This is a genomic window from Sulfitobacter dubius, assembly GCF_027214245.1.
GTDB lineage: Bacteria > Pseudomonadota > Alphaproteobacteria > Rhodobacterales > Rhodobacteraceae > Sulfitobacter > Sulfitobacter dubius_A.
In genome coordinates this window covers 373,973-388,730 of sequence record NZ_JAPWHM010000004.1, presented here as the reverse complement: position 1 = coordinate 388,730, position 14,758 = coordinate 373,973, and the positions used below count along the sequence as shown (strand labels likewise).

Below are 14,758 nucleotides of genomic sequence, written 5' to 3'. Positions count from 1 at the left end.
ATGAGGAGGCCCAGAAATGGCTTTTGAACTTCCCGATCTCCCCTATGCCCACGACGCGCTTGCATCCAAAGGCATGTCCAAGGAAACGCTGGAATACCACCACGACAAGCACCACAACGCCTATGTGACCAACGGCAACAAGGCGATCGAAGGCACCGAGTGGGAGGGCAAGACCCTCGAAGAGATTATCAAGGGCACCTATGATCCGAACGCCGTGGCGCAAAGCGGCATCTTCAACAACATCAGCCAGCTGTGGAACCACAACCAGTTCTGGGAAATGATGAGCCCCGAAGATAACAAGCTTCCCGGCGAGCTGGAAAAAGCGATCACCGAGAGCTTTGGTTCCGTCGACAAGTTCAAGGATGAGTTCAAAGCCGCAGGCGCGGGCCAGTTCGGCTCGGGCTGGGCGTGGCTGGTGAAAGATAAAGACGGCAGCCTGAAGGTCACCAAGACCGAGAACGGCGTGAACCCGCTCTGCTTTGACCAGACGGCTTTGTTGGGCTGCGACGTGTGGGAACACTCCTACTACATCGACTTCCGCAACGCGCGCCCCGACTACCTGTCGAACTTCCTCGACAATCTGGTGAACTGGGACAACGTCGCCTCGCGTCTGTGATGTGACCCTCCGGCCTTTGAGTCGGCCCAAGTGACATACCGAACCCCGCAGCCTGCTGCGGGGTTTTTTCGTTGGAACCCAAGCCCCATCGCGGATGTTTTTCCCCTGAGACTTCACGTCAAAAAAAGGAGGACAACATGGCCGAGCGGAAACGATCCAACGACGGTACCAAGGAAACGGAAAAATTCCTCTCCGAGACTGAGACGCCAGATCAAGGCGGCCGCGCCGGGGGCGATTTGCAAAAGGACGTGGGCACCCAAGACGCCATGCGCCGCGCCGAGAAGGGTGAAGACGGCGTGACCCGTGTCACCGGCGAAGACAAACGCAACCATGGAGAGCCTTCATGACCAAACTCAGCCAAGATACATGGGTTCTGATCGCGGATGGCGAAAAGGCCCTTTTTCTGCAGAACCACACGGACGGCGAAGACCCTTATCTTCAGGTCGTGCGCAAGGAAGAGCAGGAGAATCCCCCGGCGCGGGAACAAGCCGCCAACCGCCCCGGTCGGATGAGCGATGGGCCCAGCGGGCACCGCTCTGCCTTTGACGATACCGATTGGCATGAACTGGAAAAAGAGCGTTTTGCCAAAGACTTGGCGGACATTCTTTACAAGCTCGCCCACAAGGGACGTTTCGAGCGGATCGTTCTGGTGGCGCCACCCGCCGTGCTGGGTGATCTGCGCGATGACCTTCATAAAGAGGTGCGGAACAAGGTCGTGGGTGAAATCCCCAAGACCCTGACCAACCACCCCATTGACGAGATCGAAAAGATCGTGGCCGGGGAATTGGCCCAAGCCTGACTTTTCCCTTGGCGCGGGAATTGATTGCCTTCACAAGGAAGCAGTTTACCGCGCCAAGGATTGTCAATGACCGATACCACCAAGGGTTTCGCCGCCATGATCGCGGCCTGCTGCATCTGGGGGCTGTCGTCGATCTTCTACAAATTGTTGTCGCATGTGCCCGCCGCCGAGGTGCTCGCGCATCGTACCCTATGGTCGCTGGTGTTTTTCATCATCGTCTTGACGGTACAGCGGCGTCTGCGGGCGGTATTCGACGCGATGGCGGGGCCGCGGGCCTTTGCTCTACTCGCCTTCGCGGCGCTGGTGATTGCGACGAACTGGTATCTTTTCATCTCAGCGGTGCAGAGCGGGCAGGCGACCGAGGCCGCTTTGGGCTACTACATCTTCCCGCTAGTCTCTGTCCTGCTGGGGCGGTTGGTCTTTGGCGAGCGGCTGAGCCCTGTGCAGCTTTTCGCGGTCGGTTTGGTCACCGTGGCCGTCTCATTGCTCACCCATGGGCTGGGCGCCGCGCCTTGGCTCGCCTTGGCGCTGGCGGCCTCCTTCGGGCTTTATGGGCTGGCGAAAAAGCGGTTGGCGGTGGGGCCGGTGGTCTCCGTCACGGCGGAAGTACTGCTTTTGTCGCCCCTCGCGGTGCTCGTGCTGTGGCAAACGGGTGACAATGGGACCGGGGCCTTTGGCGTGTCGTTTCGCGATACGGCGCTTTTGATACTGGCCGGACCGATCACGGCCACGCCGCTGATCCTGTTCAGCTACGCCGCGCGGCGGCTGTCGATGGCGACAGCCGGATTGCTGAGCTACATCAATCCGACTTTGCAGTTTTTCTGCGCCGTGGTCCTGTTTCGCGAACCTTTCACCGGCTGGCATGTGCAGGCTTTCGTTCTGATCTGGTGCGCGTTGGCGGTCTATTCCGTCAGCAGCTTCCGTCAGGACAAGGCGCGGCGCAGGGCGCTGAGAGCGGCATCGGCATCCGCCACCACGGTGACGTAATCCAGAAGGGTTGCATCGGCAAAACCATGGGCCACGACATGGTTCATCATTGACATGAAAGGATCCCAGTATCCATGTGTGTTCACAAGGAAAATCGGCTTTTCATGCAGGCCCAACTGGCGCCATGTCAGCACTTCGAAAAGCTCATCCAGTGATCCCGCGCCGCCGGGCAAAACGGCTACGGCATCGCAGTTCATGAACATCACTTTCTTGCGCTCGTGCATCGTCTCGGTCACGATGTAGCGGGTCAGATCGGTCTTGCCGACTTCCCATGCAACAAGATGCGCGGGGATCACGCCGAAGGTGTCGCCGCCAGCCGCTTGGGCGGCACGGGCGACGCTGCCCATCAGGCCGACATCGCCCGCGCCATAGACCAGCCGCAGCCCGGCTTGCGCAATACCACGGCCCAGTGTTTCGGCGTCATGGGTAAAGGCATCGTCATCGCCGGGGCGGGAGCCGCAATAGACACAGACAGAATGTTGCATGGTAAAGTGTCCTGATGATTAGGAAAATTTGGCGCAGATCGTCTGCGCTTTTGACCCCTGTTAGCCTGCTTGCTAAAAAGGCTCAACCACAGGGGAAGTAGAAGATGTTCAAGGGATTTGGCCGGTTTGGCGGCATGGGGGCGATGGCGGCTGGCGCCTTCGCGGCGGCGGTGCTGGCGCTTGGCGCTTGGATCGGCAGCAAGCGCAGCGGGCCAGAGGAGGCAGGACAAACCACGGTGGCCGTGCTCCCCGAACGCGATGCCACCCCTGAGAACGCCACGCTTGTGCCAAATGCGGTGAAAGGTGTTTCGGTCGGCCCTGAGGGTGTGGCGGCGACGGAGCCCGAGGCGGCACCGCAGGCACCGGCCTTTGACGAAGTGCGCCGCGAAAGCGATGGGATGACCGTGATCGCAGGCCGCGCGGCCCCCGGCAGCAGTGTGGCCGTGTTGAAAGACGGCGAAGAGATCGCCACCGCCACCGCCGATGGGTCCGGAAAATTCGCGACCCTCGCGATGATCCCCCCCGACGGCAAGGGACATGTGCTGACGCTTTTGGGGCAGGACGGTGAGACCAAGCTCGCCTCGGAAGAAGAGATCATCCTCACGCCGACCGCAGCGCCTCTGCAGATGGCAGAGGCGGACACCACGCCTGAACAAAGCCCGCTTGCCCTTGCGGAGGAGGGCGCGGACCCCGGTGGCGAGGCGGCTGCAGACGAGGGGGCCGAGCCTGACCCCGCATCGCCGGACGACGTGCAGGCGGCGGCTGAAGCCTCTGACGTGACCTCGCTAGCCGAGGCCGAGATGACGCGAGAGACGTCTGCGGATCAGACGGCTTCAACCAATGCTCCCGCTGGAGAGCGGAACGAGGCCGCAACCGAGCCCGCCGCGACCGCTCCGGAACAGGCAACCCCGCTGGCCGGGACCGCGACCGGCGAGGCTGAGGAGGCTGCCGAAAGCCAGCCAACATCTCACGACGGTTCGGCAACGCCCGCCGCTGCAAGCGAGACGGCCACAGCGGAGCAAGAGACCATTGAGGGCGGAGGCCAACTCGACCCTCTGGAAACCGGCGGGGCTCAGGGCAGCGCAGCAGAGCAAGAGCCTGCCGCGGGTGAAGGAGCGATTGCAAACGTATCCGACCTCAATCAGGCCACACCGCTTTCCGGAACTGGCACGGCTGAGGGCGTGAACGCCGCCCCAGAGCAAGAGCCTACTGCGGGCGAAGGAGAGACCGTCTCTGACCCCACTCAGGCCACACCGCTTTCCGGAACCGGCACCGCGGAGGGCGCGAACTCCGCCCCTGAGCAAGAGCCTGCTGCGGGTGAAGGAGAGATTGCCATCGGCTCTGACCCCTCTCAAGCCACATCGCTTTCCGATACCGGCAGCGCCGAGGGAGCGGGTTCCGCACCGGATCAGGACCAAGCCATCGAGGCGGGGGAAGACCTTGCCATCGGCACCGCGCCCGCTCAAGCGACTCCGTTGGCCGGAACGGGCACTGGCGCGGGATCGGCCGGAACGGGCACTGGCGCGGGATTGGCCGGAACAGGCACCGGCGCGGGCGACAGCACTGCGCCAGACCAAGGGCAGCAGGCGACCTCCGACACCCCGGCCCAAGCCACACTGCTGGCGGGGACGGGAACGGCGGACGCCGCCACTGGCGCTGCCGACGGTACCGCTTCCCCTGCGCAGGGGGCCCCGACGCCAAATCCCACAACCGATGCCCCCAGCCTCGCGGAACGCGACGCGCCCAGCCCTGAGACCACAACCCCGATGCCCACGGAAGAAACCGACACCGCTGCCGCCCCGGCCCGGCCATCTGCGCCAGCGCCGGTGCTGAAATCCACGGCCGAGGGTGTGGAGCGGCTCGACACCGCGCCGCCGCAGGTAATGACCAATGTGGCGCTCGACACCATCGGCTATTCTGATCAGGGTGACGTGCAGCTTGCAGGCCGTGCGCAGCCGGACACCAGCGAGGTGCGCGTCTATCTGAACAATAACGCGGTGATCAGCCTGCCGGTCGATCAGGAGGGCCGCTGGCGGGGCGATCTGCCGAACGTCGATGAGGGCGTCTATACCCTTCGGGTGGATGAGCTTTCTCGCGCGGGCGATGTGACCAGCCGGGTAGAGACTCCGTTCAAGCGCGAATCCCCCGAGGTGCTGGCCGCGGCCACCGAAGGGCTGACCGGGCCGCTGAGCGCCGTGACGGTCCAGAAGGGCGACACGCTCTGGGCAATCTCACGTGACCGCTACGGCGACCCATTACTCTACGTGAAAGTGTTCGAGGCCAATAGCGCCAATATCCGCGACCCCGATCTGATCTACCCCGGACAGGTTTTCGATCTGCCTGAAGAACCTGCAACGGAGTGATCTGACGCCCGACCTCAGGGGCCCAAACCGGGGTGGCATTCGCAGCGCGCAGAGCGGCTGTGCGCCGCCCCACACTGGCAACCCTCGGCTTTGGGGCCTATGTAGCCTGTAATCACTTCAGGAATTCCCATGCTAGCCGATACAGACCAAACGCCCGCCGCGCGTCGGCGCGACCGCAAAACCCCCAAGCCTGAGCGCATCCCCACAGAGGCCGAAATGATCGACGCCGCCGAGCGTCAGTCGGGCTTTTTGGTGCTGCGCAAGGTCGCGCCCTACCTTTGGCCGAAAGATATGCCATGGGTGAAACGCCGGGTGGTTCTGGCGATGTTGGCGCTTTTGGTGTCGAAACTGATCATCGTCGCCACGCCGTTCTTCTACCGCGACGCGGTGGATGCGCTGGCGGGCGAGGGCGCGCCGATGCTGGCGCTTGGGGCGATTGGCCTGACCGTGGCCTACGGCATGGCGCGGCTGATGGGCGTGGGCTTTCAACAGGTGCGCGATGCGGTCTTTGCCCGTGTCGGACAGCGTGCCCTGCGAATGTTGGCGCTTGAGACCTTTCAGCACATCCACAAACTCTCGATGCGCTATCACATCACCCGTAAAACCGGGGGGCTGAGCCGGATCATTGAGCGCGGTGTCAAAGGCGTCGATTTCCTGCTGCGCTTCTTGCTGTTCTCCATCGGGCCGCTGATCCTTGAGTTGATCCTTGTCGGCGTGATCCTCGCCGTTTTGTTCGACATTTGGTATCTGGCGGTCGTGACCGTGACCATTGCGGTCTACGTCTGGTTCACCTTTGCCGTGACCGAATGGCGTGTGCGTCTGCGCAGGCAGATGAACGACAGCGACACCGAGGCCAATCAACGCGCGATTGACAGCCTGTTGAACTATGAGACGGTGAAATACTTCGGCGCCGAGGGCCGCGAGGCCGCGCGTTATGACTTGGCGATGGCCGACTATGAGAACGCGGCGATCAAGACGAACTATTCGCTGGCCTTCCTGAACTTTGGCCAAGCGTTGATCATCACCGCAGGGCTGGTGGGCGTTATGGTCATGGCCGCGATGGGCGTGCAAAGCGGCGAGCTGAGCGTCGGCGACTTCGTTATGGTGAACTCCTACATGATCCAACTGACCGTGCCGCTGAACTTCCTTGGCACCGTTTACCGGGAGATCCGTCAGGCGCTGGTGGATATGGGCCAGATGTTCGGCCTGCTCGAACAACCGGCAGAGATTGATGACAAGCCCAATGCGCCAGACCTTAAGGTATCAGGCGGGCATGTGACGCTGGAGAATGTACGCTTTGCCTATGACACCGACCGCGAAATCCTCAAAGGCGTCTCGCTTGAGGCGCGACCGGGAGAGACGGTGGCGATTGTCGGCTCGACCGGCTCGGGCAAATCCACCATCGGGCGGCTGTTGTTCCGCTTCTACGATGTCGCTGGTGGCGCGCTGAAGATCGACGGGCAGGACGTGCGCGATGTGACCCAGCATTCGCTGCATATGGCGATTGGCGTGGTGCCGCAGGATACGGTGCTGTTCAACGACACCATCGGCTATAACATCGCCTATGGCCGCGATGGGGCGACGCAGGCCGAGGTCGAGGATGCGGCACGTGCAGCACAGATCCACGATTTCATCATGGCGCTGCCGCAGGGGTATAAGACCACGGTGGGCGAGCGGGGGCTGAAACTGTCGGGCGGCGAGAAACAGCGCGTGGGCATCGCCCGGACGCTGCTGAAAGACCCGCCCATCCTGCTGTTGGACGAGGCGACAAGCGCGCTTGACAGTGAGACGGAGCACGAAATCCAAGACGCACTGCGCCGCGCGAGCCAAGGCCGCACAGTGCTGACCATCGCCCACCGTCTTTCCACCATCGCAGAGGCGGATCGCATCGTCGTGCTGGAGAAGGGCGAGATTATTGAGCAGGGCAGCCACGAGGTGCTGCTCGCTCAAGGCGGGCGCTATGCCCAACTCTGGCAGCGCCAGCAGGCGGAAGAAGAAAAGATCTAATGCAAACCCTGCCCCCTGTTGCGGCAGGGGGGCGGGGCATTGCCGCCTATGGCGTTTTTGACGCTGATCTGCTCTTGCGTTGTGCCAAGCGGCACACGATATCTACCGCCATGACCGATCTCTCCCCTTCCTCGCCACAGTCGCTGCGCGCCCGTGCGGCACGACTGGCTGACCGCGCCTCGTTCCAGAACTTTATTCTGGCCGTGATTCTTTTTAACGCTGTCATTCTGGGGCTTGAGACCTCGGATGAGGTTATGGCGCAGGTGGGGCCGTTGATCTTGCTGCTCGACAGGATCTGTCTCGGCATCTTTGTCATTGAGATCGCGATTAAGCTCTACGGTCGGGGGATGGATTTCTTCAAACGCGGCTGGAGCATCTTCGACTTCGTGATCGTCGCCATTTCGCTGATCCCGGCGACCCAAGGGCTCAGCGTGCTGCGTGCCCTGCGCATCTTGCGTCTGCTGCGCGTCGTCTCCGTTGCCCCCTCGCTGCGCCGCGTGGTCGAGGGGCTGGTCAACGCGCTGCCCGGTATGGGCTCGGTTTTCCTGCTGATGGGGGTGATCTTTTACATCGCCTCTGTCATGGCCACCAAGCTCTTTGGCGCTGATTTCCCGCAGTGGTTCGGCACGCTGGGGCGCTCGGGCTATTCGCTGTTCCAGATCATGACGCTTGAGTCGTGGTCCATGGGCATCGTCCGCCCGGTGATGGAGGTTTATCCCTTTGCGTGGATGTTCTTCGTGCCCTTCATCATGGTCACGACCTTCGCGGTGGTAAACCTGCTGGTCGGTCTGATCGTGAACTCGATGCAAGACGCGCATCATGAGGAAAGCAACGAGCAGACCAACACCTACCGTGATGAGGTCATGTCGCGCCTCACCGATCTGGAAAACCTGATCAAAGCGCAGAACACCCCGCCCAAACGCTAAGGTCCGGGCGGGAAGAAGCGTTACTCTTCGCCGATCGCCTTGGCGGTGAGGTTGTCCAGCGCCTCGGTCATCTTGGTGATATATTCGGCCTCTTCCGGCAGGCCATGCGCCGTGATCAACGTCTCGGGCGCGGCATAGGCAACGTGCACCGCGCCTTCACCATCAGCATAGACCAGCACCCGCATCGGCAGGTCCAGCCCGGCGGTCTGGGCGTCCTGCATCGCGGGCGTGCCGAGTTTGGGGTTGCCAAAGATCAAAAGCTGCGTTGGGCGCAACTCCATCTCGACCTTCTCGGCCCCGGCGGCGTGATCGACGCGGGCGAAAACCTCGGCCCCGGCCTCTTCGACGGCGCTTTCCAGCCGGTCCATCGTTGTCACCACGTCATGGGGTGACACTTTGGCCACCAAATCTTGGGCCAAAGCGGGTACCGCTGCCATCACCAGACCTGCGGCCATTGCAATCGCTCTCATCATCGTCTCCTTTGCTGCATCCTGCCCCTGATCTAGCGTGACCTTTGCCCGTGCCAAGCGCTCAACACCGTGCTGCGGTTCGCTGGGTCTTGGCTTGGCTGTCCACGCGCGGTAAGAGGGGCAAAATCAGGCCGGGGGCAGGGCGCGATGAGCGATACCGACAGTTTTATTGACGAAGTGAACGAAGAGGTCCGCCGCGACCGGTTTTATGGTCTGCTGCGCCGCTATGGTTGGATCGCTGTGGTCGCTGTGGTTGCCATCGTCGGCGGTGCTGCGTGGAACGAGTACAGCAAAGCACAAGAGCGTGCGCAGGCCGAAGCCTTGGGCGATGCCATGCTCGAAGCGCTTGAGGCGGATGCCAGCAATGCCCGCGCCGAAGCACTCGCCCCGATTGAAGCCGAAGGCCCCGGTGCCCGCGCCGTGCTGAATTTCTTGCGCGCCGATGCCTTGGCCGAGGCCGGTGAGATCGACGCCGCCGTGGAACAGCTCGACGCCGTGGCGCTCGACGGCGATCTTGCGCCGATTTACCGCCAGTTGGCGCAGTTCAAGGCCGTGACCCTTCAGGGTCAATCGGTGCCCGTGGCAGAGCGGCGTCAGGCGCTCGAAGCACTGGCCCAACCCGGTGCCCCGCTGCGCCTTCTGGCCGAAGAGCAACTGGCCCTGATCGACATCGAAGAGGGTGAGACCGACAAGGCCGTGGCGCGATACCAGTCCATTCTCTCCGATGCGGAAACCACCCCGGACTTGCAACAACGCGCCCTTCAGGTGATTGTGGCCTTGGGTGAAGAACCGGGGGTCGAAGACGCTGCTGCAGCGGCTGAGCTGGAGATCCCCGAAGCAACGGGTGACTGACACATATCCACCCGCCGAAAACGGCGGGGGCGTGAAAGTTGAGGAAAGACAGAAAGTGAGCAGGTCCATGACGAAGCATCGCGAATCCGAACCCGGCCATGCGGGTCTGCGGGGGCTGGGCGTGGCGGGAGCCATCGGTGCCGCGCTGTTGCTGGCGGCCTGCGCGGATGAGCAGACCTATCTGCCGGGCAAACGTGAAGACGTGCGCGCGGTGCTGCAAAACCCCGGTGTGCAAGACCCGGCCTTTGACGCCATCGATGGACCCGTACCGGAAAACACCAGCCGCGCCATCGCTTTGGGCGGCGCGGTGAACAACGCCAACTGGACCCACAGTGTCGGCACCCCCTCGACCCGCGTGGGCCACCCCGCGTTGCGCAGCACTTTGCAGCCGGTCTGGAGCGCCAAGATCGGCGCGGGCGACAGCCGCAAACAGCGCATCACTGCCGATCCGGTGGTCGCGGGCGGGCGCGTCTTTACGCTCGATGCCGGCGCGCAGGTCACTGCGACCTCGACCTCCGGGCAAACGCTCTGGACCCGCGACCTCACCCCCGCATCCGACCGCCAAGGCCAAGCCACCGGTGGCGGGCTCGCCGTGGACGGCGAAACGCTTTACGTCTCTGTGGGCTTTGGTGTTCTGGCCGCGCTCGACGTAACAACGGGCGGAGTGCGTTGGACGCAAGACCTCGACGCCACGGGCTCCGGCACACCGACCGTCTCGGGCGATCTGGTCTATCTCACGGCCGGTGACGATACCGGCTTCGCGCTCGACAAAACCACAGGCCGCATCCAGTGGCAGACCGGTGCTGTCACCAGCCTCAGCAACGTGTTGGGCGCACCGGCGCCCGCCGTCACCAATGATCTTGCGATCTTTGCCTTCGGCTCGGGTGAGGTTCAGGGGCTGTTCCGTCAAGGCGGGCTGGAGCGGTGGGCGACCTCTGTTCTGGGCAAACGTCAGGGCCGCGCGCTGAGCTTTGTTGGCGACGTGACAAGCGCGCCCGTGGTCTCGGGCGGGACCGTCTATGTGGGCAACCATTCGGGCCGTCTGGCCGCGCTCGACGTGAACAGCGGGGACCGTAAATGGGTCGCGCGCGACGGGGCGATCGGCCCGGTCTGGCCCGCGGGCGATTCTGTTTTCGCGGTCACCGACCTCAATGAACTGGTACGGCTCGACGCCGGCACGGGCCGCCGTATCTGGGGCACGCCGCTGCCGAATTTCGTCAAGGACCGGCCCAGAAGGCAATCCGAAGTGGTGGCGCATTACGGCCCGATCATCGCCGGGGGCCGCGTGATCGTGGCGTCCAACGACGGGGTGCTGCGCAGCTTTGACCCTGTGAGCGGCGGGCTGACGGGCACCACCCAAATCCCTGGCGGGGCGACCACCGCCCCCGTCGTGGCGGGCGGCACGCTTTATGTCGTCTCCACCAAAGGGCAATTGCACGCTTTCCGTTAGGCCGCAAATAGGCTAAGGCGCGTGTCTGAACTGGCCCAACCGGGGCCCGGAGCCTGAATTATGTCCTTTACCCTTGCCATCGTGGGCCGTCCCAATGTCGGGAAATCCACGCTGTTTAACCGCCTTGTCGGAAAACGCCTCGCGCTGGTCGACGACCAGCCCGGCGTGACACGCGATTTGCGCGAAGGCGCGGCCAAACTGGCCGACCTGCGCTTTACCGTGATCGACACGGCCGGTCTGGAAGAGGTCACCGACGACAGCCTGCAAGGCCGGATGCGCCGCCTGACCGAGCGTGCCGTGGATATGGCCGATATCTGTCTGTTCATGATCGACGCCCGTGTCGGCGTGACCCCCTCTGATATGGTCTTTGCCGAGATCTTGCGCAAGAAATCCGCTCATGTGATTCTCGCCGGTAACAAAGCCGAGGGCAAAGCCGCCGATGCTGGCATGATCGAGGCCTATTCGCTGGGTCTCGGTGAGCCGATCCGCCTCTCCGCCGAACATGGCGAAGGTCTGAACGATCTCTACTCCATGTTGATGCCGCTGGCCGATCAATACGAAGACCGCGCCACGCAGGACGCGCCCGAGACGGATGTGGACCTGCCCGAGGATGACGCCGATCTCGAAGCCGAATCCGTGCCGATGCCCACGCGCGCCAAACCCCTGCAAGTTGCCGTGGTGGGCCGCCCCAATGCGGGCAAGTCGACGCTGATCAACCAGATTTTGGGTGAAGACCGTTTGTTGACCGGGCCTGAGGCCGGGATCACCCGCGATGCGATCTCACTTATGACCGACTGGGCCGGGCCGGACGGCGATCCTGTGCCGATGCGGATTTTCGACACTGCAGGCATGCGTAAGAAAGCCAAGGTGCAGGAGAAGCTGGAGAAACTCAGCGTCAGCGACGGTTTGCGCGCGGTGAAATTTGCCGAGGTTGTTGTGGTTCTGCTCGACGCCGAAATTCCCTTTGAGCAGCAGGACCTGCGCATCGCCGATCTGGCCGAGCGTGAGGGGCGGGCGGTCGTGATCGCCGTGAACAAATGGGACATCGAGGAAAACCGTCAGGACAAGCTGCGCGAATTGAAGGAAAGCTCTGAGCGGCTGTTGCCGCAGCTGCGTGGCGCGCCGCTGATCACTGTGTCTGCCAAGACGGGCAGGGGGCTTGACCGTCTTCAGGCCGCCATCATGCGCGCCTATGAGGTCTGGAACCGTCGGGTTACCACCGCACAGCTCAACCGCTGGCTCTCGGGCATGATGGAGGCGCATCCGCCCCCCGCGCCGCAGGGCAAGCGCATCAAACTGCGTTACATGACCCAGGCCAAGACCCGTCCGCCGGGCTTCGTTGTGATGTGCAGCCATCCCGACAAGGTGCCGGACAGCTACACCCGCTATCTGGTCAACGGGTTGCGGTTGGATTTCGACATGCCCGGCACGCCGATCCGACTTTGGATGCGCGGCCAGTCGGATGCCAACCCCTATAAAAACCGCAAAAAGGCCGCGCCGTCGAAGCTGCGCAAGCACACCGACGGCCGCCGCCGGGACTAACCTCGGTCAGCCCCGCCGAAACGCCCTGAGCGTGGGCAGCGCCACAAGGATGCTGCCCCCAAGCGCCAGATAGGCGACCAAGGGCGTTTCGCCCCAATTGGTCACGATCACGCCCACCAGCCCCCAGATCACCGCGATACCGTAGGTGGGGGTCCGGCCAAGGGCGGTCTGCACGATGGCCCCAATTGCCCCTGCGAGCCCGACAAAGACCACGGCTGCCGTCTGCTCTTCCAGATAGCCATAGCCCGCCGCCAGCAGCGCCAGTGACACACAGGATGCGGCAGAGAGCCAGCCTGCGTAGAGCCCCACCGGGGCCGCGGCCCAGAGCGGGTCTTCGACCGGGGCGAGGAACAGGGCGATTAAAGCTGTGATCAGCATGACCCAGATCAGCACCGCCGCCCAGACCGGGCTCATGGTGGCCACCGCGAGCCATGTTGTCCCCACGGCGAGCGACAGGCAGAGCGGCAGGCGCATGTCATGCCACTGCCCATCCCGCGGCGCGCGCAAAAGCCCATAGGCCAGTCCGATAATCAGCCAAAGATAGATCACGCCCCAGATGGAAAACGCATAGCCCGCAGGCTGCGCGGGTGGGTTGTCTTGCGGGATTGGGAATTGGTTGGGGTCGAAGCCTGAAAAGCTGGGCACGAAAAGCGGGGAGGCGGCGAAGGCGATGCTGAGCAGCAGGGCGAGGGCTGCGGTCAGGGTGCGGGATGATTTGGGCAAGCGGGGGCCTCGCGGGATTGGATGTTGCGGTACATCTAATCCTAGAGCGCCCGCTCGCCACGGCAACCAAGGGCCATCGCCTGCCCGTGGGTGGGCGATCTGACGTTGGTTCATGCCACTTTATGGTTCTGCCGTGATGTGCGATCGCGAGGGAGCACCCAGCATCACCAAATCGCCTACCCGGGGGACGGGCAGGCGATGGCCCGGCGCCTGCGGCTTGATTCCGGGCCTGGTGATCGCCTTAGGCGAGCACACCCTCAGCGGTTAGCGTCGTCTTCCCGCCCAGATACCCCGCCAGCACCTCAGGCAGCTTCACCGACCCATCCGCCTGTTGGCCATTCTCCAGCACAGCGATCAAGCAGCGCCCCACAGCCAAACCCGACCCATTCAGCGTATGCACAAACTGCGGCTTGCCGCCGCCTTCGGGCTTGAACCGCGCGTTCATGCGCCGGGCCTGGAAATCGCCCGTGGTCGAGACCGAGGAGATCTCGCGGTAGCAATCCTGCCCCGGCACCCAAGCCTCGATGTCATAGGTGCGCCGCGCGCCGAACCCCATGTCGCCGGTGCAGAGGATCACCGTGCGGTAGGGCACGCCGAGTTTTTCAAGGATGCCTTCGGCACAGCCAACCATGCGCTGCTGCTCGGCGTCGCTTTCATCCGGGTGGGTGACCGAGACCATCTCAACCTTCTCAAACTGGTGTTGGCGCAGCATGCCAGCGGTGTCGCGGCCAGCACTCCCGGCCTCGGAGCGGAAGCAGAGGGTATGGGCGGTCAGCCGGATCGGCAGGGCGCTTTCCTCTAACGTATCGCCGCCCACCGAATAGGTCAGCGGCACTTCCGAGGTCGGGACCAGCCACCAGCCATTGGTGGTTTGATAGCTGTCTTCGCCGAATTTGGGCAGCTTATCCGTGCCATACATCGCCTCGTCGCGCACCAGCACGGGGGAGTTCACCTCTGTCAGGCCGTTCTCATCCACATGGGTGTCGATCATGAACTGCGCCAGCGCCCGGTGCACCCGCGCCACGGCGCCTTTCAGCATGACGAACCGCGCGCCCGAAGTCTTGGCCGCGGTCTCGAAATCCATGCCGGGTTTGACGCCAGTGATCTCGTAATGCTCAACCGGTTTGAAATCAAAGCTGGGCTTCTCGCCCCAGCTTTTCACCTCGACATTGTCACCTTCATCATCGCCTTGGGGCACATCATCGGCGGGGTTGTTGGGGATCCGGGCGAGCATATCGGTCAGCTTCGCGTCCAACTCCTGCGCCTCGACGTTCATCGCGGCAACTTCGGCCTTTTTGTCGCTGACCAAGGCCCGCAGACGGTCAAACTCTGCCTCGTCGCCTTTGGCCTTGGCAGCGCCGACTTCCTTGCTGGCCTTGTTTTGCTCGGCCCTCGCAGTCTCAGCCGCGGCGATCTTGGCGCGGCGCGCGGCATCGAGCGACAGCACCGCCTGCGACATCGCAGCCTCGCCCCGGCGGGCGAGAGCGGCGTCAAAAGCCTCGGGATTGTCGCGGATGGCGCGGATGTCGTGCATGGGT

At 63.3% G+C, this 14,758-nt stretch carries 14 protein-coding genes; 10 read left to right on the top strand and 4 right to left on the bottom strand.

Annotation, left to right across the window (positions count from 1 at the left end; translation table 11 throughout):
- Nucleotides 1-16: 16 nt before the first annotated feature.
- The 4 genes from O4H31_RS11985 (at nucleotide 17) to rarD (ending at nucleotide 2,402) form a co-directional block, all read left to right on the top strand.
- Nucleotides 17-616 carry a superoxide dismutase gene (locus O4H31_RS11985; protein ID WP_259949156.1) on the top strand — a complete coding sequence of 200 codons (600 nt, stop codon included), beginning with the start codon at nucleotides 17-19 and terminating at the stop codon, nucleotides 614-616.
- 137 nt (nucleotides 617-753) lie between these two features.
- Nucleotides 754-963, top strand: a complete 210-nt coding sequence (locus tag O4H31_RS11980; RefSeq protein WP_067630683.1) for a hypothetical protein — start codon at nucleotides 754-756, stop codon at nucleotides 961-963.
- Nucleotides 960-1,415 (top strand): host attachment family protein, encoded by a 456-nt coding sequence (locus tag O4H31_RS11975; protein ID WP_269346047.1) that lies wholly within the window; start codon nucleotides 960-962, stop codon nucleotides 1,413-1,415. The genes O4H31_RS11980 and O4H31_RS11975 overlap by 4 nt, the downstream gene beginning before the upstream one ends.
- Nucleotides 1,416-1,481: 66 nt before the next feature.
- On the top strand, nucleotides 1,482-2,402 hold the full coding sequence (gene rarD, locus O4H31_RS11970) for an EamA family transporter RarD (RefSeq protein WP_269346045.1): 921 nt from the start codon (nucleotides 1,482-1,484) through the stop codon (nucleotides 2,400-2,402).
- On the opposite strand, the gene O4H31_RS11965 is transcribed toward rarD, so the two are convergent.
- Nucleotides 2,339-2,887 (bottom strand): TIGR00730 family Rossman fold protein, encoded by a 549-nt coding sequence (locus O4H31_RS11965; RefSeq protein ID WP_269346043.1) that lies wholly within the window; start codon nucleotides 2,885-2,887, stop codon nucleotides 2,339-2,341. The genes rarD and O4H31_RS11965 overlap by 64 nt on opposite strands.
- A 104-nt stretch (nucleotides 2,888-2,991) precedes the next feature.
- Here O4H31_RS11965 and O4H31_RS11960 point away from each other — a divergent pair, with 104 nt between their 5' ends.
- The 3 genes from O4H31_RS11960 (at nucleotide 2,992) to O4H31_RS11950 (ending at nucleotide 8,183) form a co-directional block, all read left to right on the top strand.
- A complete protein-coding gene (locus O4H31_RS11960) occupies nucleotides 2,992-5,250 on the top strand; it encodes a LysM peptidoglycan-binding domain-containing protein (RefSeq protein ID WP_269346041.1) in 2,259 nt (752 codons plus the stop codon).
- Between the two features lie 129 nt (nucleotides 5,251-5,379).
- Nucleotides 5,380-7,257, top strand: a complete 1,878-nt coding sequence (locus O4H31_RS11955) for an ABCB family ABC transporter ATP-binding protein/permease (RefSeq protein WP_419723597.1) — start codon at nucleotides 5,380-5,382, stop codon at nucleotides 7,255-7,257.
- Between the two features lie 110 nt (nucleotides 7,258-7,367).
- Nucleotides 7,368-8,183 carry an ion transporter gene (locus O4H31_RS11950; protein ID WP_269346346.1) on the top strand — a complete coding sequence of 272 codons (816 nt, stop codon included), beginning with the start codon at nucleotides 7,368-7,370 and terminating at the stop codon, nucleotides 8,181-8,183.
- Nucleotides 8,184-8,203: 20 nt separating this feature from the next.
- On the opposite strand, the gene O4H31_RS11945 is transcribed toward O4H31_RS11950, so the two are convergent.
- Nucleotides 8,204-8,653, bottom strand: coding sequence for a DUF302 domain-containing protein (locus tag O4H31_RS11945; protein ID WP_419723596.1), 450 nt, complete (start codon nucleotides 8,651-8,653; stop codon nucleotides 8,204-8,206).
- A 147-nt stretch (nucleotides 8,654-8,800) separates the two neighbouring features.
- Between O4H31_RS11945 and O4H31_RS11940 the strand changes: the two genes are divergently transcribed.
- The 3 genes from O4H31_RS11940 to der all read left to right on the top strand — a co-directional run bounded on the left by O4H31_RS11940 (nucleotide 8,801) and on the right by der (nucleotide 12,497).
- Complete coding sequence (locus O4H31_RS11940) at nucleotides 8,801-9,505, top strand: tetratricopeptide repeat protein (protein WP_269346038.1); 705 nt, start codon at nucleotides 8,801-8,803, stop codon at nucleotides 9,503-9,505.
- 67 nt (nucleotides 9,506-9,572) lie between these two features.
- Nucleotides 9,573-10,955, top strand: coding sequence for a PQQ-like beta-propeller repeat protein (locus tag O4H31_RS11935; RefSeq protein ID WP_269346036.1), 1,383 nt, complete (start codon nucleotides 9,573-9,575; stop codon nucleotides 10,953-10,955).
- A gap of 60 nt (nucleotides 10,956-11,015) precedes the next feature.
- Nucleotides 11,016-12,497 carry a ribosome biogenesis GTPase Der gene (der, locus tag O4H31_RS11930; protein WP_269346034.1) on the top strand — a complete coding sequence of 494 codons (1,482 nt, stop codon included), beginning with the start codon at nucleotides 11,016-11,018 and terminating at the stop codon, nucleotides 12,495-12,497.
- 6 nt (nucleotides 12,498-12,503) lie between these two features.
- Here der and O4H31_RS11925 read toward each other — a convergent pair whose 3' ends face one another.
- Entirely contained in the window at nucleotides 12,504-13,220 is a 717-nt protein-coding gene (locus tag O4H31_RS11925) for a tryptophan-rich sensory protein (protein WP_269346031.1), read from the bottom strand.
- Nucleotides 13,221-13,461: 241 nt separating this feature from the next.
- On the bottom strand, nucleotides 13,462-14,754 hold the full coding sequence (gene serS, locus O4H31_RS11920) for a serine--tRNA ligase (RefSeq protein WP_269346029.1): 1,293 nt from the start codon (nucleotides 14,752-14,754) through the stop codon (nucleotides 13,462-13,464).
- Nucleotides 14,755-14,758 lie beyond the last annotated feature (4 nt).

Excerpts from the sequence above, each read along its gene's own strand:
- O4H31_RS11985 (WP_259949156.1), top strand. The coding sequence starts at position 17 with ATGGCTTTTGAACTTCCCGATCTCCCCTATGCCCACGACGCGCTTGCA.
- O4H31_RS11980 (WP_067630683.1), top strand. The coding sequence starts at position 754 with ATGGCCGAGCGGAAACGATCCAACGACGGTACCAAGGAAACGGAAAAA.
- O4H31_RS11975 (WP_269346047.1), top strand. The coding sequence starts at position 960 with ATGACCAAACTCAGCCAAGATACATGGGTTCTGATCGCGGATGGCGAA.
- rarD (WP_269346045.1), top strand. The coding sequence starts at position 1,482 with ATGACCGATACCACCAAGGGTTTCGCCGCCATGATCGCGGCCTGCTGC.
- O4H31_RS11965 (WP_269346043.1), bottom strand. The coding sequence starts at position 2,887 with ATGCAACATTCTGTCTGTGTCTATTGCGGCTCCCGCCCCGGCGATGAC.
- O4H31_RS11960 (WP_269346041.1), top strand. The coding sequence starts at position 2,992 with ATGTTCAAGGGATTTGGCCGGTTTGGCGGCATGGGGGCGATGGCGGCT.
- O4H31_RS11955 (WP_419723597.1), top strand. The coding sequence starts at position 5,380 with ATGCTAGCCGATACAGACCAAACGCCCGCCGCGCGTCGGCGCGACCGC.
- O4H31_RS11950 (WP_269346346.1), top strand. The coding sequence starts at position 7,368 with ATGACCGATCTCTCCCCTTCCTCGCCACAGTCGCTGCGCGCCCGTGCG.
- O4H31_RS11945 (WP_419723596.1), bottom strand. The coding sequence starts at position 8,653 with ATGAGAGCGATTGCAATGGCCGCAGGTCTGGTGATGGCAGCGGTACCC.
- O4H31_RS11940 (WP_269346038.1), top strand. The coding sequence starts at position 8,801 with ATGAGCGATACCGACAGTTTTATTGACGAAGTGAACGAAGAGGTCCGC.
- O4H31_RS11935 (WP_269346036.1), top strand. The coding sequence starts at position 9,573 with ATGACGAAGCATCGCGAATCCGAACCCGGCCATGCGGGTCTGCGGGGG.
- der (WP_269346034.1), top strand. The coding sequence starts at position 11,016 with ATGTCCTTTACCCTTGCCATCGTGGGCCGTCCCAATGTCGGGAAATCC.
- serS (WP_269346029.1), bottom strand. The coding sequence starts at position 14,754 with ATGCACGACATCCGCGCCATCCGCGACAATCCCGAGGCTTTTGACGCC.